The organism is Polaromonas sp. P1_G2, assembly GCF_056405515.1.
In genome coordinates this window covers 1-20,939 of record NZ_JBFUBY010000038.1, presented here as the reverse complement: position 1 = coordinate 20,939, position 20,939 = coordinate 1, and the positions used below count along the sequence as shown (strand labels likewise).

Below are 20,939 nucleotides of genomic sequence, written 5' to 3'. Positions count from 1 at the left end.
ACCGGAGACCGTGGATCCTGTCGCCACATCGGCCTTCCCGACACCGGCGCTGCGCCCGCATAATTCGCGCTTGAACACCGCCAAACTTCGTGGCGCCCTTGGCCTGCAGCTTCCGGCATGGCAGCAGGGCGTGGCCCGCATGCTGGCAGAAATTACCTGATCGCTCAAACATGACTCAACGCAAAGGCATCATCCTGGCCGGCGGCTCCGGTACCCGCCTGCACCCGGCCACATTGGCCATCAGCAAACAGCTGCTGCCGGTCTACGACAAGCCCATGGTGTATTACCCGCTGAGCACGCTCATGATCGCCGGTATCCGCGAGGTACTGATCATCAGCACGCCGCAGGACACGCCGCGCTTCGAGCAGCTCCTGGGGGATGGATCGCAGTGGGGCATGAACCTTCAATACGCCGTGCAGCCCAGCCCCGACGGCTTGGCCCAGGCTTTCATCATCGGGGAGAAGTTCCTGAACGGCGCGCCCAGCGCCCTGGTGCTGGGCGACAACATTTTTTACGGCCACGACCTGCACAGGCTGCTCAATGAAGCGGATGCCGAAACGTCGGGGGCGACGGTGTTTGCCTATCACGTAAAGGACCCGGAGCGTTACGGTGTCGTGGCGTTTGATGCCACCGGACGCGCGCGCAGCATTGAAGAAAAACCGGCCGCACCCAAAAGCAATTACGCCGTCACGGGCCTGTATTTTTATGATGCCCAGGTCGTCGAGATCGCCAAGTCGATCAAGCCAAGCGCTCGCGGCGAGCTTGAAATCACCACGGTCAACCAGCGCTACCTGGAACAGGACCAACTGAAGGTGCAAATCATGCAGCGCGGCTATGCATGGCTGGATACCGGCACCCACGACAGCCTGCTGGATGCCAGCCAGTTCATCGCGACGCTGGAGCACCGCCAGGGGCTCAAGATTGCCTGCCCGGAGGAGATTTCCTGGCGCAACGGATTCATTGACGACGCCCAGTTGCACAAGCTCGCCGAGCCGCTGGCAAAAAGCGGCTACGGCCAATACCTGCAGAATCTTTTGAAGGAGGCCGGCCGGCCATGAAAGTCACACCGACGCCGATCGCGGACGTGCTCATCCTCGAACCCCGGGTGTTCGGTGACCAGCGCGGCTTCTTCCTGGAGAGTTTCAACCAGCGCGCATTCAATGCCGCGACCGGCACCGATTTCAGCTTTGTCCAGGACAACCACAGCCGGTCGGCAAAAAACGTGCTTCGCGGCCTGCACTACCAGGTCGGGCAGCCGCAAGGCAAGCTGGTGCGCGTCGTGCGGGGTGCCGTCTTCGACGTCGCGGTCGATATCCGCCCCGCATCGCCGACTTTCGGCCAATGGTTCGGCCTGGAGCTCAGCGAGGAGAATCACCGGCAGCTGTGGGTGCCGCCCGGCCTTGCGCACGGCTTCCTGGTGCTCAGCGACAGCGCGGAATTTTTGTACAAAACGACTGACTACTATGCGCCCGAGCAGGAGCGCTGCATTGTCTGGAACGACCCCACGCTGGGGATCGCCTGGCCCCTGGAAGGCGGCTCGCCCCTGCTTTCAGGCAAGGATGCCGCGGGTTTGAGCTTTAAAGAGGCGGTGTCCGCACCCTAGAACCCGTGGGTTCTTAAAGGCTTGCCAGGCCGACGAGGTCGCTGTCCTGGGCGTCGGGGGTGAACCCGCTGACGTGCTTGAGCAGCAATATCCGCAAGGTGGCGGTGTCGTTGGCTTTCACCGCCTGCTTGAGCACTTCCAGGTCTCCGCGGAAATCCGCCCAGGGCACAAATTCTTCGTGCGCTTTGAGGATGCGGGGATGCAGCGTCGCGACGGGGTTGTCGCCGATCAGCAGCTCTTCATACAGCTTTTCGCCGGGGCGCAAACCGGTGACCTCGATCGCGATGTCGCCGTCGGGGCGGTTTTCGTCGCGCACCGTGAAGCCGGAGAGCTTCACCATGCGGCGCGCCAGGTCGATGATGCGCACCGGCTGGCCCATGTCCAGCACATAGACTTCGCCGCCTTCGGCCATGGCGCCCGCCTGCAGCACCAGCTGGGCGGCCTCGGGGATGGTCATGAAATAGCGCGTCACGTCGGCATGGGTCAGGGTGATCGGGCCGCCGGCCTCAATCTGGCGCCGAAACAGCGGCACGACGCTGCCGCTGCTGCCCAGGACGTTGCCGAAGCGGACCATGGCAAAGCGCGTGCGGTTGTTCACTGCAGGGGCTCCAGGGCCGAAACTCGGGGCCGGTGTTGCCGAGAGCGCTTGCAACACCATCTCGGCGAGACGTTTGCTGGCGCCCATGACGTTGGTGGGCCGCACGGCCTTGTCGGTGGACACGAGCACGAAATGGCTGACACCGGTTTCTATCGCGGCGCGTGCCGTATTGAAGGTGCCCAGCACATTATTGGCGACCCCCTCGGCGGGATTGCTTTCGACGAGCGGAACGTGTTTGTAGGCGGCTGCGTGGTAAATCGTGTGCGGCTGGTAGGCCCGGCAGATTTCCAGCATGCGGCCGTAGTCGCGGACATTGGCCAGCAAGGGTGCAATTTCCAYGGCCTCGCCATGTTCGGCAATGCGCCGGCATAGGTGACCCAGCTCCTGGTGGATGCTGTAGAGGCCGAACTCGCTGTGTTCGACAAGGATCAGGCGCGCGGGCCGCTCCTGCAGTATCTGGCGGCACAACTCGCTGCCGATGCTGCCTGCGGCGCCGGTGACCAGCACCACTTTGCCCTTCAGGTTGCGCGCCAGCAGCGCGCGATCGGGCGGCACGGGATCGCGGCCCAGCAAATCTTCCACATCAAGGTCTTTGATGTCCGCCAGGGCCACACGGCCATGGGCCAGGTCGGTGAGTCCGGGCAGGGAACGCACGTGGACCGGGAGTGGCTGCAGTTCGTTCAGGATCTCGTTGCGGCGGGCTCGGGTAATGGACGGCAGTGCCAGCAGCAGGTCGGTGATTCCGTGTTGTTCCACCAGGCCTGGCAGTTCTGCCGGTGCGTAAACCGGCACGTGATTGATGGTCAGGCCTTGCAGCGCCCGGCTATCGTCCACAAATCCCAGCAGTTTGAATTCATGGGAAGTGGCGATGGCATTGGCGATTTGCACGCCAGCGGAGCCTGCGCCGTAAATCAGCAAGCGGCTGACTGGCATGTCCCGGCGCTGGCCGGCTGAAAGACTGCTCAACCATTGCCTGGCAACAGCACGGCTGCCGCCCACCAGGAGTATCAATATCAGCGGTTGCAGCAGGCCAAGGGAGCGCGGCACATCCGGCCAAGACATGACTACCAGCAGGCCGGAAAACACGACCGCATACAGCGATACGGCGATCACCAGCGCTCGCATCGCGGCCATGCCGCTATGCCGGAAAACCGCGCGGTAAAGACCGTTGCGCCAGAAAATCGGAGCGGCCAATAAAGGTGCCAGCGCATAAGGCAGCCACTGGTGGATGCTGTAGGGCCAATGCAGGGTATCGAGCCGAAGCGAGTAGGCCACCCATACAGCCACGACGCCCGTGACGATGTCAGCGAACGCCACCATGAGTTGCTTGACGCGCCGTGACTGGCCCAGCAGTTTTTGTTTGATCATTGACTTTGCATCGTAAGTTAGGCCGGCCCGGCGGCTCAATGGGACACGCCGTCGCGACGCAACACCTTGGCTGCGGTCAGCCACAAAATCCGGATGTCGAACCAGAGCGAGCGCCGGCGCAGATACTCTGCGTCCAGCGCCACCTTTTGGGGAATCGGCAATTCGTCACGACCATTGATTTGCGCCCATCCCGTCAGTCCCGGCACCAGCTCGTGCACCCCTTGCGCCGTGCGCAGGGCAATCAGGTCGTCCTGGTTGAACAGTGCCGGACGGGGTCCCACGAAGCTCATGTCGCCAACCAGGATGCTCCAAAGCTGCGGGAGTTCGTCGAGGCTGCTCTTGCGCAGGAACGGGCCGATCGGGGTCAGGTGCGCCGCCGGGTTCTCCAGCAAATGCGTGGCGACGGCCGGTGTGCCGGTGCGCATGCTCCTGAACTTGGGCATCCTGAATATGCGGTTGTGGCGGCCAACGCGATCGGACCAGTACAAGGCGGGGCCGGGGGACGTGAGCCTGACCAGGACAACGATRATCAGGATGGGAAGGGCCAAGACGGCCGACAGCATGATGGCCAGGGCCAGGTCAAATAGCCTTTTCAAAGGAACTGCACCTTTTGCTGAGTTGTTTTGCTTTTCATGAATGATCCCTTTTTACCCAGCCTCCCGGGTAGCGCTGTTGTTTCCACAACAGCGTTTGTGACGCTCGATTCTATGCTGACGTCCTTCGGGGAACGCAGGCATTTCAAATAGGGATGTTGGCCCTCTGCCCTCCACAGAGTTGAAAAAGAAGTTTCATGTGGCTATACTGTTCATCAGTTGAACAAGCCCCTCTCCAAAAGGATGCCAATAGGTGGCATCGACACCCGTTTCCCCTGATCTGGCCGGTCAATCCAAACAAAGATGTCCACTGAAGAGTCCCATTTGCAGGTGCTGCGTTTGCTGCAGACAAATCCACGAGTCAATCAGCGCGGCTTGGCGGATGCCTTGGGGATCAGCCTTGGCAAAACAAACTACTGCCTCAAAGCGTTGATGAGCAAAGGGCTGATCAAGGTGCAGAACTTTCGTAGTAGTGATAACAAGCTTGCGTACGCCTATCTGCTGACGCCGTCAGGGATGGCGGAGAAGTCGAAGCTGACGGCGAAGTTTTTGAAGCGAAAGCTGGCAGAGTATGAGTCGTTGCAAGCGGAAATCGAGCAATTGAAAACCGAGATTGACAACGAATGAACTTACCTACGATTCAGGCAAGGCCGGTAGTTCTCTGTGGTGGATCCGGAACGAGGCTCTGGCCACTTTCGCGAACAGGCTTTCCCAAGCAATTCCTTTGTCTTACGGGTGAAGAGAGCCTGTTTCAGCTGGCTACCAAACGATTGATGAGCGTAGGTAATGCGCAAATTGATGTTGGAGCTCTGTACATCGTTACCAATGAGGAGCACCGTTTTCTGGCGCAAGAGCAATTGCGCGAAGCGGGCATTGAACTTGAGTGTTCGCTTCTGGAACCCGTGGGACGTAACACTGCGGCAGCGCTGACTCTGGCCGCTCTTGCTGCAATGGAAAATGGGGATGATCCTGTTCTGCTTGTGACTCCCGCTGATCAAACTGTCGTCGATCAGCCGGCTTTCGCCACCGCCATGCAGGCGGCAATTCGCGAGGCTGCCACCGGCGGCATCGTCATCCTTGGTATCACGCCGGATCGGCCGGAATCCGGCTATGGCTACATCAAGACTGCCTCGAGTGCCGTCCCGCCAGTGGAAAGTTTTACCGTGGAGCGTTTTGTCGAGAAGCCCGATGCCTCAACGGCACAGCGATATCTCGATGAGGGTGGGTATTACTGGAATGCCGGAATGTTCGTGCTGAAGGCCTCGGTGTGGATGGCGGCGCTGGAACGTTTCCGCCCGGATATTGCCCGAGCTACTCGCGCCGCATGGGCAAAGCGCAGCATCGACCAGAAATTTGTTCGTCCCGGAAAGCCGGAATTCACCGCCGTCCCCGCCGAATCCGTCGATTACGCCGTGATGGAACACTGCTGCGGTAGTGATTTTTCGCTAAAAATGGTCCCGCTTGATGCAGGCTGGAGTGACCTGGGCGCTTGGGATGCCGTCTGGCAAGTCCTGCCCAAGGACGACAAGGGCAATGCCTGCTTTGGAGACGTCTTGACCGTTGACAGCCGGAATACCCTGGTACATGCCACCAGCCGTCTTGTCAGCCTTGTGGGCGTAGACAACCTCATCGTTATCGAAACTCCCGACGCTGTCCTGGTGGCTGATCAATCTTGCAGCCAGGACGTCAAGCACATCGTCAACCAGCTCACTGCTGGCGGGCGGGAAGAACTCGCGATGCACCGCAAGGTCCATCGCCCCTGGGGTTGGTACGACAGCATCGACGATGGGCCGCGCTTCAAGGTCAAGCGTATCCAGGTCAAACCCAAAGCAAGTCTTAGTCTGCAAAAACATCATCACCGGGCAGAGCATTGGGTGGTGGTCAAGGGTACAGCGGAGATCACCTGCGGGGACAAGACGACCATGCTTACCGAAAACCAATCCACTTATATTCCCTTGGGCGAAATTCATCGCCTGACCAACCCCGGCACGATTCCGTTGGAAATTATTGAAGTGCAGTCGGGCAGCTATTTGGGTGAAGACGATATCGTCCGTTTTGAAGATCGGTACGGACGGAGTGACCGATGAGGGCCGCCGCAAAGATTTATGTCGCCGGCCATCGGGGCATGGTCGGCTCGGCCATTGTCCGTCGATTGCTGGYCGCGGGCCACCCGGCCGAGCTGTTGCTCACCCGCACCCACGCGGAGCTTGACCTCACGGACCAGGCCGCGGTGCGCCGTTTTTTCGAAACCGAAAAACCCACGCAGGTGTATCTCGCGGCAGCCAGGGTCGGCGGCATCCACGCCAACAACACTTATCCCGCCGGGTTTCTTTATGAAAACCTGATGATCGAGGCCAACGTCATCGACAGCGCTTACAGAAGCGGCGTGCAGAAGCTGCTGTTCCTCGGATCCAGCTGCATTTACCCGCGCCTGGCCGCGCAGCCCATGCGCGAAGATGCCTTGTTGACGGGCACGCTGGAGCCCACCAATGAGCCCTACGCGATTGCCAAGATCGCCGGCATCAAGCTATGCGAGAGCTATAACCGCCAGTACGGCGACAGCCATGGCCTGGACTACCGCAGCGTGATGCCGACAAATCTGTATGGCCCCGGGGACAACTACCACTCCGAGAACTCCCATGTGATCCCGGCGCTCATCCGCCGCCTCCATGAGGCGAAGGTGAAAAATGCGCCGCAGGTGATCATCTGGGGCAGCGGAACACCGAAGCGGGAGTTTCTGTATGTCGATGACATGGCCGCTGCATCCGTCYATGTGATGGACCTGGACAAGGTGAGCTACGACCGGCATGTGTTGCCCATGCAAAGCCATATCAACGTCGGCGTCGGCAGCGACATCAGCATCCGTGAACTCGCCGAATCCATCGCCCGCGCGGTCGGGTATTCCGGCGAGTTCAGCTTCGATACCAGCAAGCCGGACGGTGCGCCGCGGAAGTTGATGGACAGCGCCAGGCTGAACGCACTGGGCTGGCATGCGGAGGTCGGCCTTGAGCAGGGGCTGGCGGCTGCGTACCAGGATTTCCTGGGATCGCATTCGAGCGCACAACCTCAGTCACAACCGGCCCGAAAATAAAGAAAGCCTCACACGATGTCCTCACAACAAAAGGTTGCATTCATCACCGGCGTTACCGGGCAAGATGGTTCGTATCTCGCCGAGCTGCTGCTGCAGAAAGGGTATATCGTGCATGGCCTCAAGCGCCGCACGAGCCTGTTCAACACCGACCGCATCGACCACCTGTACCGGGACCGCCACGAAAGCGGGGTGCAGTTCTTCCTTCATCACGGCGATATGACCGATTCGTCCTCGCTGATCCGCATCATCCAGCAGATCCAGCCGGACGAGATCTACAACCTCGCGGCGCAGAGCCACGTGGCGGTCAGTTTCGAGGAGCCCGAATACACGGCCAATTCGGATGCGTTGGGCGTGCTGCGCCTGCTGGAAGCGATCCGCATTCTTGGCCTGGAGAAAAAGACCCGTTTCTACCAGGCGTCCACCAGCGAGCTGTATGGCCTGGTGCAGTAAACCCCGCAAAAGGAAACGACACCTTTCTATCCGCGCAGCCCCTATGCGGTGGCCAAGCTCTACGGCTACTGGATGGTGGTCAATTACCGCGAGGCATACGGGATGTATGCGTGCAACGGCATTCTGTTCAATCACGAAAGCCCTGTGCGCGGCGAAACCTTTGTAACGCGCAAGATCACGCGCGCGCTGGCACGCATCAAGCTCAACCTGCAGGACTGCCTCTACCTCGGCAACATGGACGCCAAGCGCGACTGGGGGCATGCACGCGACTACGTTGAAATGCAATGGCTGATGATGCAGCAGGAAAAACCCGAGGATTTCGTGATCGCCACCGGCGTGCAATTTTCGGTCAGGGATTTTGTCGATGCCGCAGCCAGGGAACTGGACATGCGCATCCGCTGGGAAGGAACCGGCGTCGACGAGAAGGGCTATGACGGCAGCGGCAGATGCATCGTCAGCGTGGATCCGCGCTACTTTCGCCCGACTGAAGTCGAGACCCTGCTGGGCGACCCGACCAAGGCCAAGGAAAAACTGGGCTGGACGCCCAAGACCACGTTCGCCGAACTCGTCGCGGAAATGGTGCGCGAAGACCTCAAGGCCGCCGAGCGCGATGAGCTGATCAAGCACCATGGCTTCAAGACGATGGATTACCACGAGTGACCGTGCAACGTCATCAGTCCCTGTTTGAACTTCTGCGCCGGCTGTGGCCTCACATCAGCCCGCGGCGCAGGGTCCAGCTGGGCGTCCTGTTTGTCCTGATGATCCTCGCTTCCCTGGCCGAGGTGATCAGCATCGGGGCGGTGTTGCCGTTCCTGGGCGTGTTGACCAATCCGGAGCCGATTTTCAGGCAGCCTTATGTGCAGGGCATGATCCAGTGGCTCGGGTTGACAGAGTCCAGGCAACTGCTGTTGCCCTTGACCGTTGTGTTCGCCGTGGCGGCGATTGTCTCCGGTGTGATGCGCTTTATTCTCCTCTGGGCGCAGACGCGGCTGAGCCATTCCATCGGCGCCGATTTCAGCATCAGCATCTACCGCCGCACGCTCTACCAGCCTTACGCGGTACACCTGGCGCGCAATAGCAGCGAGGTCATTGCCGGCATTTCAGGCAAGGCGAACGGGCTGGTGAACGGCACCATTCTGCCCATCCTCGCCATCGTCAGTTCCCTGCTGATGCTGGTGACCATCGTGGCGGCCCTGACCGTGATCGAGCCGCTGATTCCCTTTGTCGTGCTGGCAGGCTTCGGCACGATTTATGTGTTGATCCTCCTGGCGACCAAGAAGCGGCTTGTCGAAAACAGCATATGCATCAGCCGGGAGCAGAACCAGGTCATCAAGGCGCTGCAAGAAGGCCTCAGCGGGATTCGCGATGTGTTGATCGATGGCGCGCAGGCGGCGTACTGCAAAACCTATCTGAATGCAGACCAGCCGCTTCGGCGGGCAATGGCCAACGTCCAGATCACCAACAGCAGCCCGCGCTTCGGCATCGAGGCCCTGGGCATGGTGGTCATCGCCGTGCTGGCCTATGTGCTGGGCAAGYGGCCGGAAGGCATTACCACCGCGATCCCCGTGATCGGCGCCATGGTGCTGGGGGCGCAACGCCTGTTGCCTGTGATGCAACTGGTCTATTCGAGCCTGGCGCACATCCATGCCGGCCGGGCGCCCTTGCAGGACACCCTGGAACTGCTCGACCAGCCTTTGCCCGCCTATGCCAGCGAGCCCCGGCCGGAGCCGATCGCGTTCCGCCACAGCATCGATCTGAAAGGCCTGCGCTTTCGCTATACGCCGGACGGCCCGCTGGTGTTGAATGCATTGAATCTGACGATACCCAAGGGCGCCCGCATCGGCTTCATCGGCAAGACGGGCAGCGGCAAAAGCACGCTGCTGGACATCGTAATGGGCCTGTTGCCGCCTACCGAAGGCACCATGCAGGTCGACGGGGTAACGATCACCCCGCAAAACCATCGCGCCTGGCAGGCGAATATCGCGCATGTGCCGCAAGCGATTTTCCTGTCCGACAGCACTATCGCGGAGAACATTGCCTTCGGCGTGCCTCCAGGCCAGATCGATCAGGTCCGCCTGCGTGCGGCCGCCGGGAAGGCGCAGATCGCGCAGACGATTGACACCTGGGACAAGCAGTACGAAACCATGGTCGGCGAGCGCGGCATCCGTCTGTCCGGGGGGCAGCGTCAGCGCATCGGCATCGCCCGGGCACTGTACAAGCAAGCCAATGTCATCGTGTTCGACGAGGCCACGAGTGCACTGGATAGCGAGACCGAACAGGCGGTGATGCAGGCAATCGACAGCCTCGGCGATGAGTTGACCATCCTGATCGTGGCCCATCGTTTGACGACACTGAAGAATTGCTCCCAAATCGTCGAGCTGAGTGCCGGCGCTGTCAAACGGGTGGGCTCCTATGCCGAAATCATCAKCCACCCTTCACAAGGTATTTCCCAATGATTCCCTACGGCCGACAAGATATTTCCCAAGCCGACATCGATGCCGTGCTGGAAGTCCTGAAATCGGACTTCCTCACACAGGGGCCGATGGTCCCGTTGTTCGAGCAGACCATAGCCACTCACGTGGGCGCCGGGCACGCCGTCGCGGTCAATAACGCCACCGCGGCACTGCACATCGCATGTCTCGCGCTCGAATTGGGAGAGGGTGACTGGTTGTGGACATCGCCGATCACCTTCGTCGCCAGTGCCAATTGCGGCCTGTACTGCGGAGCGAAGATCGACTTTGTCGACATCGATCCCGCCACCTACAACATGAGCGTGGAAAAGCTGGCCGAAAAGCTGGCATTGGCGGAGAAGGAGGGCCGGCTTCCCAAAGTGGTCGTTCCCGTGCACTTCAGCGGCCAGTCCTGCGACATGGCGGGCATTCACAAGCTCAGTCAGCAATATGGATTCAAGGTCATCGAGGACGCATCGCATGCCATCGGCGCCAGCTACCAGGGCCAGCCGGTCGGGAACTGCAGATACAGCGACATCACCGTGTTTAGTTTCCACCCGGTGAAGATCATCACGACCGGTGAAGGCGGCATGGCGCTCACCAATGATCCCGCTCTGGCGAGCCTGATGCAGCGCTTTCGAAGCCATGGCATCACCAGTGAGGCCAAGAAAATGCAGCCGCGGCCGGGCGACGAGATCTGGAACTACCAGCAGATTTGCCTCGGTTACAACTATCGGATGACCGACATCCAGGCCGCCTTGGGTGTGAGCCAGATGAAGCGGCTGCAGGAGTTGGTTCAAACGCGCCATCGCGTCGCCGAACGCTACGACAGCGAACTGGCCCGCTTGCCCATAACGCTGCCGTGGCAGCACCCGGACTGCTACTCTAGCTATCACCTGTATGTTATTCGGGTTAAGTCTGGCTTCGCGACCCAACGGCAAGTTTACGACGTGCTGCAAACCGCAGGGATTAATGTCAATTTGCATTACATACCTGTTTACCGGCAGCCCTATTATGAAGATAGGGGTTTCGTTGTGGGCTACTGCCCCTCTGCGGAGCAGTATTACAAGGAGACTTTAAGTCTGCCAATGTTCCCCACCCTTCGCGAAGCTGATCAAGCGTTGGTCATCGCAACGCTGCATAAATATTTGAGTGAATGATATGCAGAAAGTCATTTTTTTGAACGATGAGGGTGACGCGTGGTTTGAACGCAATCACCAAGCCATGCAGGATCGGGAATTCAGTCGCGAAGAGCCCGTTATCAATGCTTCGATAAAGGCACTGCCGTTGATCGGACATTCAAAGCCGAGGTTGCTGGAAGTCGGCTGTGGAGAGGGAAAACGACTGGCGTGGATGAGTGAACATCTCGGCATGGAGTGCCATGGGATCGAACCATCTGGGAAAGCTGTGGCCTCGGCGAAAGCAATTGGAGTTCTCGCTCAACAAGGCACGGCGGATGCTTTGCCATATGACTCGGGCACGTTCGATATTCTTGTATTTGGATTTTGCTTATACCTTTGTGATCGCGAGGATTTATTTCGGATTGCCCAGGAAGCCGATCGTGTCTTGAGGCCGGATGGCTGGATAGTTATCCAGGATTTTTTCTCTTTAGCACCCGCTCGGCGTGAGTATCACCATAAACCCGGGATTTTCTCCCACAAGATGGATCATCGTCGCCTCTTTGATTGGCACCCTGCCTACACTTGCTTTTCCCACGAATTGACTCAACATGGCGGACCAGGATTCACGGACGACCCGCAAGAGTGGGTTGCAACCTCGGTGCTGAGAAAGGCACGTTTCGCATGAAGCGGCTTGCATTGGGAACTGCTCAGTTTGGTTTGCGCTATGGCATTGCCAACAAAGGTGGACAAGTAGGGTTAGGTGATATCGCGGAAATTTTGGCACTTAGCCGTGAAAATAATGTCGACACGCTAGACACCGCTATTGCTTACGGCCAAAGCGAAACCAGTCTCGGAGGGGTCGGCATCAATGGTTTCAAAGTAGTAACCAAACTGCCAGCAATGCAAGAGGATGTCGACAACGTGGAGGCATGGGTGCGTGAACAGATGAAAGCCTCTCTTGCGCGCTTGGGCGTGACACGGATTTACGGCTTGCTACTGCACCGCGCCGAACAGCTCATTGGGCCTCATGGTCAGGCGCTTGCCCGGGCGTTGCAGGCACTCAAAGAGGATGGTTTGGTTGTGAAGGTCGGGGTATCCATTTACGAACCGGAGCAGCTGGCTTCAATCATTCCGGTCTGCATGCCTGATCTAGTGCAGGCGCCATTGAATCTGCTTGACCGGCGCCTGGTTTCATCGGGCTGGTTACAGCGCTTGCACGATTCTGGCGTGGAAGTGCACACGCGCTCTGCGTTCCTTCAGGGGCTGCTACTGATGCCTCGAGTCTCGATTCCATTTAAGTTTGAACGCTGGAGCTCCACGTGGGATATATGGCGTGAGTGGCTGACTGAAAATACGGCCTCCGCGACTCGTACCTGTTTGCAATACCCGCTTTCTTTTCCTCAGGTTAGTCGCGTTGTTGTCGGCGTGGATACCGTCGAACAATTTAAGGAACTACTGAGCGATTTAGCGGGCATAGATATGGCTGCTCCATTGCCGGACTTTACCTGCACCGACGTGGACCTCCTCGATCCTTCAAAGTGGAATCAAGCTAGATCATGAAAATCGTTGCTGTCGTCCAGGCCCGCATGGGCTCGACCCGATTGCCCAACAAGGTCATGAAGACGATCGGCGGCGTGCCGATGATCGCGCTGCTGTTGGCCCGTCTTTCGCGTTCCGTCGAGTTGCACAAGATCATCGTGGCCACGTCGATCGATCCCAGGAATCGCGTCCTGGTCGAGCATGTTCAAGGCTTGGGTTATGCCTGTGAACAGGGCAGCGAGAACGACGTGCTGGATCGCTTCGTCAAGGCCGCCAAGGCGCACCAGACCGATGTGGTCGTGCGCATCACTGGCGACTGCCCGATGGTGGATCCCGCGCTGGTAGATGAATGCATTCGCCGATTCCGCCTCGCCGGTGTCGATTATTTCAGCAATGTGAGCCCGGCCACCTATCCCGATGGACTGGACATTGAAGTAGTGACCCTGGCCGCGCTGGAGCGGACGCTGCAGGAAAGCGACAGCCAGTTCGACCGTGAGCACGTGACGCCTTATGTTCGGACATCCGGTCGTTTCGCGACAGCCGCGATGCAGAACGAGCAGGACCTGTCTAGTTTGCGCTGGACCGTCGATGAGCCGGCTGACTTCGAGGTAGCGAGCAATGTCTTTGCGCACTTTGCCCCGAATATCCATTTCGGGTGGCGCCAGGTGCTTCAACTGCAATCGGATGCGCCCGCGATGTTCGCGGCCAACCACCAGATACTACGAAACGAAGGAGCGGCAATGGGTAACGGTCAAAAACTGTGGAAACGAGCCAAGCAGATCATTCCGGGCGGCAACATGCTGCTCTCCAAGCGCGCCGAGATGTTCCTGCCCGAGCAATGGCCGGCTTACTTCAGCAAGGCCAAAGGCTGCAAGGTCTGGGATCTCGACGGCAAGGAATACATCGACATGTCCATCATGGGCATTGGCACCAACATCCTGGGCTACGGTCATCCGGAAGTGGACGCCGCCGTCCAGCAAACCGTGGCGGCCGGCAACATGTCTACCTTCAATTGCCCTGAAGAGGTTTACCTGGCTGAGAAGCTCGTTGAACTTCATCCATGGGCTGACATGGCCCGGCTGGCACGCTCAGGTGGTGAAGCCAATGCCATTGCCATACGCATTGCACGCGCAGCCTCAGGTAAAGACAAGGTGGCTGTGTGTGGCTATCACGGCTGGCACGACTGGTATTTATCCGCCAATCTGGGTGATGGCGAGAATTTGGCTGGCCACCTTTTGCCGGGCCTGGATCCAAAAGGTGTACCGCAAAGCCTGCGCGGCACGGTATTTCCGTTCAACTATAACAATTACGCAGAGCTTGAAACCCTGGTAAGCGCGCAGGACATTGGTGTCATCAAAATGGAGGTTGTGAGGAATAAAGGTCCTGAAGACAACTTCCTGCACAAAGTGCGCAAACTCGCCACAGACCGCGGAATAGTTCTGATCTTCGACGAGTGCACTTCTGGCTTTCGCCAGACTTTTGGGGGCTTGCACAAAATGTATGGCGTAGAACCCGACATGGCCATGTTTGGAAAGGCTTTAGGCAATGGCTACGCCATAACGGCAACCATTGGCCGGCGCGAAATCATGGAGGCCGCTCAATCTACCTTCATTAGCAGTACTTTCTGGACGGAGCGCATTGGACCGAGCGCGGCGTTGAAGACATTGGAAGTCATGGAGCGGATGCAGTCTTGGAACACAGTTACGCAGACTGGCATGGAGATCCGCCAGCTTTGGCAGCAATTAGCAGATAGACATGGCCTGGGTATTGACCATTGGGGGTTGCCTGCGCTTACCGGGTTCACCTTCCAGAGCCCTCATGCATTGGCCTATAAGACTCTTATCACCCAGGAGATGCTTGCCAAGGGTTATCTGGCCGGTAATAGTGTTTATGTGTGCACCGAGCACACACCTGAAGTTGTTGCCAGTTTCTTCGAAGCACTCGATCCTGTTTTTGGCCTGATCAAAGAATGTGAAGACGGTCGTGACGTGATGAGCCTGTTGAATGGCCCTATATGCCATGGCGGCTTCAAGCGCTTAAATTAACTATTCAGATGCAAGTCGCCTTTCGCACCGACGCCTCGTTGCAAATAGGCAGCGGCCATGTCATGCGCTGCTTGACTCTCGCCGACGCGCTCAAAGCACAGGGGGCGGAGTGCCATTTCATCAGCCGTGAGCACCCCGGTCATCTGCTGGAGTTGATACGCCAGCGCGGGCACAAGGTTAGTGGTTTAGTGCCGCCCGCCACGCCTCCTGAGGTGGCTGTTAAAAGCAAATTAAATGAAGACCTCATTCCCAAGCAAGAATCGATACACGCTGCCTGGTTAGGCAGCACCTGGCAGGCCGATGTGCAAGAGACGACCGCCATTCTGGCCACCCTGCAACCCGCCTGGCTGGTAGTCGACCATTACGCGCTTGATCAGCGTTGGGAAGAGGCGCTTGCGCCGCATTACCGCAAGCTGTTGGTTATTGACGATCTGGCAGACCGACCACACCACTGCGACGTACTTCTGGACCAGAACTGGTTTGGCGAGGACACTCCAGCGCGCTATCGCAACCTGGTGCCACCACATTGCAAGTGCCAGCTAGGGCCCGAATACGCGCTACTAAAACCTGAATATGCGCAATTGCGGGAATCGATGCCCCCGCGTGATGGCACCGTGCGCCGGATGGTGGTATTCCTTGGTGGCAGCGACGCGACCAATCAAACGAGCAAAGTGCTGGAGGCGTTGGTGCAGCCCGGCTTTGCACACCTGCGGGTGGATGTTGTGATCAGTCAAAACCATCCGGATATCGAATGCGTCGCTGCACAAGCTGCCGCCAGACCGGGAACTACCTTGTATCAGGACCTGCCTACGCTTGCGTCCTTGATGGTGCACGCAGACCTGATGATCAGCGCTGGGGGTTCGACCACTTGGGAGCGCATGTGTCTGGGTTTGCCTGCCATTGTCATCAGTGTTGCCGCCAATCAAACCCCCACCAACCTCGCTTTGGTGAATGCAGGCTATATTGTTTTCTTAGGCGATAAGAACGAAGTAAGCAGCTCAAATATTGCGAAGGCTATTACTTGGTGTCTGGAAAATCCCGCGGCGCTCAAGGCGCAAAGCCTTCTTTGTCAAAAATTGGTAGCAGGCGATGGCGCGCAAATAATTAGCCAGCAACTGCTGCAAGGTGGCGGGGCCCGATATGCCGCTTAGACCACTCACAGAGGAAGACCTGTCGCTTGTGCGAGCCTGGCGCAATGCTCCCGAAGTGCGACGCAACATGTACACCACGCATGAAATCTCTGCGGCCGAGCACCAGGCGTGGTTTGCGAGACTGAAAGACGACGCCACATCGCGCTGGTTTATCCATGAAGATGCTGTGGGCCGGGCCGATGGCGTTGTTTACTTTACCCATCTTCAGTCTTCAAGCGGGAGTGCTTTTTGGGGGTTCTATGCTGCACCAGGTGCTTTGCAGGGCACGGGTACGCGGCTGGGGTTGGATGCCCTCGACGCTGCTTTTGCCGTGTTGGGCCTCCATAAGTTGAATGCTGAGGCCATTGCGAGTAACGAGGCAAGTCTGCGATTTCAAAAAAAGTTGGGGTTTAAAGAAGAAGGTCAATTCCGTGACCATCACTTCAACGGTCAAAGCTACGTCAATGTCGTACGGCTTGGTATCTTGGCTTCAGAGTGGGCGCTCAAACGAGAAGAGATCCAGAGCCAAATCGCCGAGGCRAATCCGGGGGGACAACCAATCAATGCGTTTGAACCGAATCCAGGAGGAGTGCGAAAATGTTACATCGTGGCAAGTTGCAAGCCTTGGAACGAGTCCAATTTCAACTTGTTGAAATCTGAGATTGAGGCAGACTGGCGCTGGGTAAGCACTCAAGAACAACTGTCACAAGCCCTTCTTACCTGCAACCCGCGCTATATTTTCTTTCTACATTGGAACTGGTTCGTTGCCGGCGATATTTGGAAAAACCATGAATGCATTTGTTTTCACATGACAGATGTTCCCTATGGCCGGGGAGGGAGCCCGCTACAAAATCTGATTGTTGTTGGGCACAAGGAAACGAAACTCTCGGCGCTGCGTATGGTGGAAGAGATGGACGCTGGGCCGGTTTACACAAAAAGACCGCTGTCGCTAGAGGGCCGTGCCGAATCAATCTATAGGCRTGCAGGCGCACTCAGTTTTGACATCATTCGCTGGTTGATTGCAAACGAACCAACACCGGTGCCCCAGCAAGGGGAGGGGATTACATTCAAGCGGCGTAAACCGGCGCAAAGTATATTGCCAGCCCAAGGTGACCTTGAAACGGTGTATGACCACATACGCATGCTTGATGCGCCGAGCTATCCATTGGCTTTTATTGAGCACGGTGAATTTCGGCTTGAGTTTTCCAATGCCGTTTTCAAAGGCGACGACGTAACGGCCGATGTCAAAATTTGCAAAATCAAACCACCGTCAGCGGAGGATTAATGATGACCTACAAAATCAATGGCCGTGCAATCGGCCCAGACCACCCACCCTACATCATTGCCGAGCTTTCGGCTAACCATAATGGGGTGTTGGCTCGTGCGCTGGAGACGATTGATGAAGCCGCACGCGCCGGCGCAGATGCCATCAAGTTGCAGACCTACACCGCAGATACGATGACGATCGACTGCGACCGCCCGGAATTCCTTATCAAAGGAGGGCTTTGGGACGGCTACAAGCTCTATGACCTGTATAAATGGGCCGAAACACCTTTTGAATGGCATCAGGCGATGTTTGAACATGCACGCAAGCGTGGCATCACGGTGTTTTCCACCCCATTCGATGAAACGGCTGTTGACCTGCTTGAAAGCCTAAATGCGCCGGCTTACAAGGTGGCTTCTTTTGAGGTTACCGATTTGCCACTTATCCGCTACATCGCAAAGACCGGCAAGCCGATGATCATGTCAACCGGTATGGCAAACGAATTAGAAATTGAAGAAGCCGTTACCACAGCGCGTGAAGCCGGTTGTGAAAATCTTGTGCTTTTGCACTGCATCAGTAGCTACCCTGCTCCCATGGATCAGGCAAATTTGCGTCAAATGGCAGAGCTTGCGCAGCGCTTTGGCACTATTCCAGGCTTGTCGGATCATACGTTGGGCACCACTGCATCTGTGGGTGCTGTTGCGTTGGGTGCATGTGTCATTGAAAAACACTTCACCTTGAGCAGGGCTGACAAAGGCCCTGATAGCGAATTTTCCATTGAACCCGCTGAATTTGCGCAACTCTGCCAAGCATCGCGTGAGGTGTGGTCTGCGATTGGCAAAGTGGGCTATGAGCGGCAGCAGGCCGAAACTGGCAGCAAATTGTTCCGTCGTTCGATCTACTTTGTACGTGACGTGGCGGCAGGTGCGGTCGTCACGGCGGAGGATATCCGGCGCATTCGACCGGGGATGGGATTGGCACCCAAGCACTTTGACACGCTTGTTGGGAAGCGTTTGAAAGTTGGTGTTGCACGTGGCACAGCTACAAGTTGGGATCAGTTTGATGCGTAAAACCGTCTTGGTCGTAGCTGCCCACGCCGATGACGAGGCGCTTGGTTGCGGTGGAGCGATTGCACGCCACGTTGCGGAGGGCGACATTGTGCATGCTGTATTTCTGACCGATGGTGTAAGTTCTCGGCAGGGTTCAAATACGCATGAGTTGGATCGGCGGCTTGCTGCCACTGAACAAGCGCGCCAGGTCCTGGGTATTGCGACAACTATTTTCCTGGGATTGCAAGATAACCGCTTGGATGGTTTGCCGCTTATTGATGTCATCCAGCCCTTGGAAGAAGTTATACGTCAACTCAACCCCCAGGTCATCTACACCCACCATTATGGCGACTTGAACATCGACCACCGTGTCGCACATCAGGCCGTCATGACTGCTTGCCGTCCGACGCCGGAATGCTCTGTCAAGGAAATTTACGCGTTTGAGGTAATGTCAAGCACGGAGTGGAGCAGTGCAAGCCTGCGGCCGTTTTTGCCTACGATGTTTATTGATATTTCTGCTTACCTGCACATCAAGGTAAAGGCTTTGCAGGCTTATGCCCTGGAAATGCGGCCAGTGCCACATTCCCGTAGCGTGGAGCATTTAACTGCACTTGCGCACCATCGTGGATATTCCGTGGGTGTGGATGCCGCAGAGGCTTTTATGGTGATAAAGACTTTACGGTGATAAGCGACAAAGGCGAGTTCGGCAAGGCCCTCAAGGCCGGCGACCTGTTCACCAACGGTGCGATCCGCAGCGTCAGGCCCGGCTTTGGCCTTGCGCCAAAATACCTGGATGAGGTGGTCGGCCATTACCTCGACGGCGGTGCGGTGTTCGGCACGGCCGCGACCTTGAATCATCTGAAGGGGCGCTGAAGTCGCCTCCCGCCGCATAAGGTTTATTGAAAGAATCCGCATGAGAATCGTTGCAACCATCGAAGCGCGCATGACTTCCAGCCGCCTGCCGGGTAAACCGCTGCTGACTGCCGCAGGTGCGCCCATGCTTGAGCACCTGGTACGCAGATTGAAGGCCGTGCCGTCGATCGATGCGATCGTCCTGGCAACGACGGTCAATGCCGCCGACGCACCGCTGGTCGAACTCGGCGGCCGTCTCGGCATCTCCGTATTCAGGGGGGACGAGAACGATGTGATGCAGCGCGTCATCGATGCCGCCGCCTCGGCCGATGCCGATGTGGTAGTCGAGATCACGGGTGATTGCCCGATCATCGATCCCGAGGTCGTCGAGCAGACCATCCGGATGTTCAAGGCCCATCACGCCGACTACGTGAGCAATGCCCATGTGCGAAGCTATCCCGACGGTATGGATACCCAGGTGTTCACGCTGGATACGCTCAAACGGTCGGCGCGGATGACAGACGATCCACTCGATCATGAACACGTGACGCTGCATATCCGGAATCATCCGGAAGTGTTTACGCATGTGCATCTGGTTTCGCCGCCCGAAACGCATTGGCCCGAGCTGGGCCTCACGCTCGACGAGCACAGCGATTACGAATTGCTCAAGAAAATCATCGAACATTTCGATGCGCACACTCCCTTGTTCTCCTGCCTCGATGCGGTGCGCTTTCTGCGCAAGTTTCCCGAGTTCGCCGAGATCAACAAGGACGTCGCGCGCAAGGGCAATGCCTGATGGAACATGTTGCAGTCGTCGCCCATGATGCGGGAGGCGCTGAAATCCTGAGCAGTTGGCTGAGCCGCGCCCCTCGCAGTTGCAGCGCTGTCGTTGCCGGGCCTGCCGCGGCGATATTCAGGCGGAAGTGCCCCGAAGCCGAATACCTGAGCCTGGATGAGGCGCTGGACAAGTGCGCTTGGGTGCTCTGCGGTACCGGCTGGCAGAGCAGTTTTGAGCGCGAGGCGATTATGCGCGGCCGGGCGAAGGGAAAGAAAACGGTGGCTTTCCTGGATCACTGGGTCAACTATCGTGAACGTTTCCAGGAGGCAGGTCAAAGCGTATTGCCCGATGAGATATGGGTCGGCGACGAAGATGCGGAGCGCATTGCCCGTCCTCTCTTCCCGGAAGTTCCCGTGGTGTTGCAGGCGAATCCGTACCTCGAGGATTTATTGGTGGAAATCGCCCGGATGAGCGCCGGCAAATCCCGTCCGTCCGCAACGAGTGTCTTGTATGTCTGCGAACCTGTTGCCGATCATGCCCTCGCGCAGTATGGCAATGAGCGTCACTGGGGCTATAACGAGCACGATGCGTTGCACTTCTTCCTGGAAAACATCGATCGCCTGGGGAAGAAGATCGATGTCATCACCATTCGTCCTCATCCATCGGAGCGCGCGGATAAATACCATTGGGCTCGCGATTTCACGGCGCTGCCCATCAAGTTCGGCGGACAGCGGACCTTGCTTGAGGAGACCATCGARTCCGACATCGTCGTCGGTTGCGAATCGATGGCGATGGTGGTCGGCCTGTTGGCAGGGAAGCGCGTGATCAGCACCATTCCGCCGGCTGGCCGGCCTTGCCAGCTACCCCAGGGCGGGATCGAGCATATGCAAAGGCTGGCYGCAGGGGCCGCGCATCATGTCTGAGTCTTGCGTCATCATCGGTCTCGGCCAGATCGGGGTGGGATACGACCTCGATCTTCCGGCCGACGCCGCCGTTTACACGCATGCC

At 57.9% G+C, this 20,939-nt stretch carries 20 protein-coding genes and 1 pseudogene; 19 read left to right on the top strand and 2 right to left on the bottom strand.

Features of this window, described 5'->3' with window-relative positions; translation table 11 throughout:
* The 3 genes from AC1D0P_RS06260 to rfbC all read left to right on the top strand — a co-directional run.
* The coding region (locus AC1D0P_RS06260) for a sugar nucleotide-binding protein (RefSeq protein WP_477675924.1) at window positions 1–160 on the top strand (160 nt) is incomplete at its 5' end.
* A 10-nt stretch (window positions 161–170) separates the two neighbouring features.
* Window positions 171–1,058 (top strand): glucose-1-phosphate thymidylyltransferase RfbA, encoded by an 888-nt coding sequence (gene rfbA / locus AC1D0P_RS06255; protein WP_477675923.1) that lies wholly within the window; start codon window positions 171–173, stop codon window positions 1,056–1,058.
* Window positions 1,055–1,603: a dTDP-4-dehydrorhamnose 3,5-epimerase gene (rfbC, locus tag AC1D0P_RS06250; protein ID WP_477675922.1), complete on the top strand. Its 549-nt coding sequence runs from the start codon at window positions 1,055–1,057 to the stop codon at window positions 1,601–1,603. Before rfbA ends, rfbC begins: the two co-directional genes overlap by 4 nt.
* A gap of 13 nt (window positions 1,604–1,616) precedes the next feature.
* Here the strand turns inward: rfbC and AC1D0P_RS06245 are convergent, their stop codons facing one another.
* Window positions 1,617–3,569, bottom strand: a complete 1,953-nt coding sequence (locus tag AC1D0P_RS06245; RefSeq protein ID WP_477675921.1) for a polysaccharide biosynthesis protein — start codon at window positions 3,567–3,569, stop codon at window positions 1,617–1,619.
* A gap of 35 nt (window positions 3,570–3,604) precedes the next feature.
* Window positions 3,605–4,165, bottom strand: coding sequence for a sugar transferase (locus AC1D0P_RS06240; protein ID WP_477675920.1), 561 nt, complete (start codon window positions 4,163–4,165; stop codon window positions 3,605–3,607).
* Between the two features lie 300 nt (window positions 4,166–4,465).
* On the opposite strand from AC1D0P_RS06240, the gene AC1D0P_RS06235 reads away from it, so the two are divergent.
* The 16 genes and pseudogenes from AC1D0P_RS06235 (at window position 4,466) to AC1D0P_RS06160 (ending at window position 20,854) form a co-directional block, all read left to right on the top strand.
* Window positions 4,466–4,789: a MarR family EPS-associated transcriptional regulator gene (locus tag AC1D0P_RS06235; RefSeq protein WP_477675919.1), complete on the top strand. Its 324-nt coding sequence runs from the start codon at window positions 4,466–4,468 to the stop codon at window positions 4,787–4,789.
* Window positions 4,786–6,249 carry a mannose-1-phosphate guanylyltransferase/mannose-6-phosphate isomerase gene (locus AC1D0P_RS06230; RefSeq protein ID WP_477675918.1) on the top strand — a complete coding sequence of 488 codons (1,464 nt, stop codon included), beginning with the start codon at window positions 4,786–4,788 and terminating at the stop codon, window positions 6,247–6,249. Before AC1D0P_RS06235 ends, AC1D0P_RS06230 begins: the two co-directional genes overlap by 4 nt.
* A complete protein-coding gene (fcl, locus tag AC1D0P_RS06225) occupies window positions 6,246–7,253 on the top strand; it encodes a GDP-L-fucose synthase (RefSeq protein ID WP_477675917.1) in 1,008 nt (335 codons plus the stop codon). Before AC1D0P_RS06230 ends, fcl begins: the two co-directional genes overlap by 4 nt.
* A gap of 15 nt (window positions 7,254–7,268) precedes the next feature.
* Window positions 7,269–8,363 (top strand): annotated as a pseudogene (gmd, locus tag AC1D0P_RS06220) (GDP-mannose 4,6-dehydratase).
* Entirely contained in the window at window positions 8,360–10,159 is a 1,800-nt protein-coding gene (locus AC1D0P_RS06215; RefSeq protein ID WP_477675916.1) for an ABC transporter ATP-binding protein, read from the top strand. Before gmd ends, AC1D0P_RS06215 begins: the two are co-directional and overlap by 4 nt.
* Window positions 10,156–11,313, top strand: a complete 1,158-nt coding sequence (pseC, locus tag AC1D0P_RS06210) for a UDP-4-amino-4,6-dideoxy-N-acetyl-beta-L-altrosamine transaminase (RefSeq protein ID WP_477675915.1) — start codon at window positions 10,156–10,158, stop codon at window positions 11,311–11,313. Before AC1D0P_RS06215 ends, pseC begins: the two co-directional genes overlap by 4 nt.
* Window position 11,314: 1 nt before the next feature.
* A complete protein-coding gene (locus AC1D0P_RS06205) occupies window positions 11,315–11,959 on the top strand; it encodes a class I SAM-dependent methyltransferase (protein WP_477675914.1) in 645 nt (214 codons plus the stop codon).
* The gene (locus tag AC1D0P_RS06200; protein WP_477675913.1) at window positions 11,956–12,834 is read left to right on the top strand and encodes an aldo/keto reductase; all 879 of its coding nucleotides are present in this window, start codon (window positions 11,956–11,958) and stop codon (window positions 12,832–12,834) included. The genes AC1D0P_RS06205 and AC1D0P_RS06200 overlap by 4 nt, the downstream gene beginning before the upstream one ends.
* Window positions 12,831–14,858 carry an aminotransferase class III-fold pyridoxal phosphate-dependent enzyme gene (locus AC1D0P_RS06195; protein ID WP_477675912.1) on the top strand — a complete coding sequence of 676 codons (2,028 nt, stop codon included), beginning with the start codon at window positions 12,831–12,833 and terminating at the stop codon, window positions 14,856–14,858. The genes AC1D0P_RS06200 and AC1D0P_RS06195 overlap by 4 nt, the downstream gene beginning before the upstream one ends.
* Window positions 14,859–14,866: 8 nt before the next feature.
* Window positions 14,867–16,009: a UDP-2,4-diacetamido-2,4,6-trideoxy-beta-L-altropyranose hydrolase gene (pseG, locus tag AC1D0P_RS06190; RefSeq protein ID WP_477675911.1), complete on the top strand. Its 1,143-nt coding sequence runs from the start codon at window positions 14,867–14,869 to the stop codon at window positions 16,007–16,009.
* Complete coding sequence (pseH, locus tag AC1D0P_RS06185) at window positions 15,999–17,273, top strand: UDP-4-amino-4,6-dideoxy-N-acetyl-beta-L-altrosamine N-acetyltransferase (protein WP_477675910.1); 1,275 nt, start codon at window positions 15,999–16,001, stop codon at window positions 17,271–17,273. Before pseG ends, pseH begins: the two co-directional genes overlap by 11 nt.
* 2 nt (window positions 17,274–17,275) lie before the next feature.
* Window positions 17,276–18,322, top strand: coding sequence for a pseudaminic acid synthase (gene pseI / locus AC1D0P_RS06180; RefSeq protein ID WP_477675909.1), 1,047 nt, complete (start codon window positions 17,276–17,278; stop codon window positions 18,320–18,322).
* A complete protein-coding gene (locus tag AC1D0P_RS06175; RefSeq protein WP_477675908.1) occupies window positions 18,315–18,986 on the top strand; it encodes a PIG-L deacetylase family protein in 672 nt (223 codons plus the stop codon). Before pseI ends, AC1D0P_RS06175 begins: the two co-directional genes overlap by 8 nt.
* A complete protein-coding gene (locus tag AC1D0P_RS06170; RefSeq protein ID WP_477675907.1) occupies window positions 18,983–19,174 on the top strand; it encodes a hypothetical protein in 192 nt (63 codons plus the stop codon). The genes AC1D0P_RS06175 and AC1D0P_RS06170 overlap by 4 nt, the downstream gene beginning before the upstream one ends.
* Window positions 19,175–19,214: 40 nt before the next feature.
* Window positions 19,215–19,949: a cytidylyltransferase domain-containing protein gene (locus AC1D0P_RS06165; RefSeq protein WP_477675906.1), complete on the top strand. Its 735-nt coding sequence runs from the start codon at window positions 19,215–19,217 to the stop codon at window positions 19,947–19,949.
* Window positions 19,949–20,854: a hypothetical protein gene (locus AC1D0P_RS06160; RefSeq protein ID WP_477675905.1), complete on the top strand. Its 906-nt coding sequence runs from the start codon at window positions 19,949–19,951 to the stop codon at window positions 20,852–20,854. The genes AC1D0P_RS06165 and AC1D0P_RS06160 overlap by 1 nt, the downstream gene beginning before the upstream one ends.
* The last annotated feature ends 85 nt before the right edge of the window (window positions 20,855–20,939 follow it).

What these genes read in the sequence shown, in the direction of transcription:
- AC1D0P_RS06165 (WP_477675906.1), top strand. Translation starts at nt 19,215, where the DNA reads ATGAGAATCGTTGCAACCATCGAAGCGCGCATGACTTCCAGCCGCCTG.
- AC1D0P_RS06235 (WP_477675919.1), top strand. Translation starts at nt 4,466, where the DNA reads ATGTCCACTGAAGAGTCCCATTTGCAGGTGCTGCGTTTGCTGCAGACA.
- pseC (WP_477675915.1), top strand. Translation starts at nt 10,156, where the DNA reads ATGATTCCCTACGGCCGACAAGATATTTCCCAAGCCGACATCGATGCC.
- pseI (WP_477675909.1), top strand. Translation starts at nt 17,276, where the DNA reads ATGACCTACAAAATCAATGGCCGTGCAATCGGCCCAGACCACCCACCC.
- AC1D0P_RS06175 (WP_477675908.1), top strand. Translation starts at nt 18,315, where the DNA reads ATGCGTAAAACCGTCTTGGTCGTAGCTGCCCACGCCGATGACGAGGCG.
- rfbC (WP_477675922.1), top strand. Translation starts at nt 1,055, where the DNA reads ATGAAAGTCACACCGACGCCGATCGCGGACGTGCTCATCCTCGAACCC.
- AC1D0P_RS06230 (WP_477675918.1), top strand. Translation starts at nt 4,786, where the DNA reads ATGAACTTACCTACGATTCAGGCAAGGCCGGTAGTTCTCTGTGGTGGA.
- rfbA (WP_477675923.1), top strand. Translation starts at nt 171, where the DNA reads ATGACTCAACGCAAAGGCATCATCCTGGCCGGCGGCTCCGGTACCCGC.
- AC1D0P_RS06195 (WP_477675912.1), top strand. Translation starts at nt 12,831, where the DNA reads ATGAAAATCGTTGCTGTCGTCCAGGCCCGCATGGGCTCGACCCGATTG.
- AC1D0P_RS06205 (WP_477675914.1), top strand. Translation starts at nt 11,315, where the DNA reads ATGCAGAAAGTCATTTTTTTGAACGATGAGGGTGACGCGTGGTTTGAA.
- AC1D0P_RS06200 (WP_477675913.1), top strand. Translation starts at nt 11,956, where the DNA reads ATGAAGCGGCTTGCATTGGGAACTGCTCAGTTTGGTTTGCGCTATGGC.
- pseG (WP_477675911.1), top strand. Translation starts at nt 14,867, where the DNA reads ATGCAAGTCGCCTTTCGCACCGACGCCTCGTTGCAAATAGGCAGCGGC.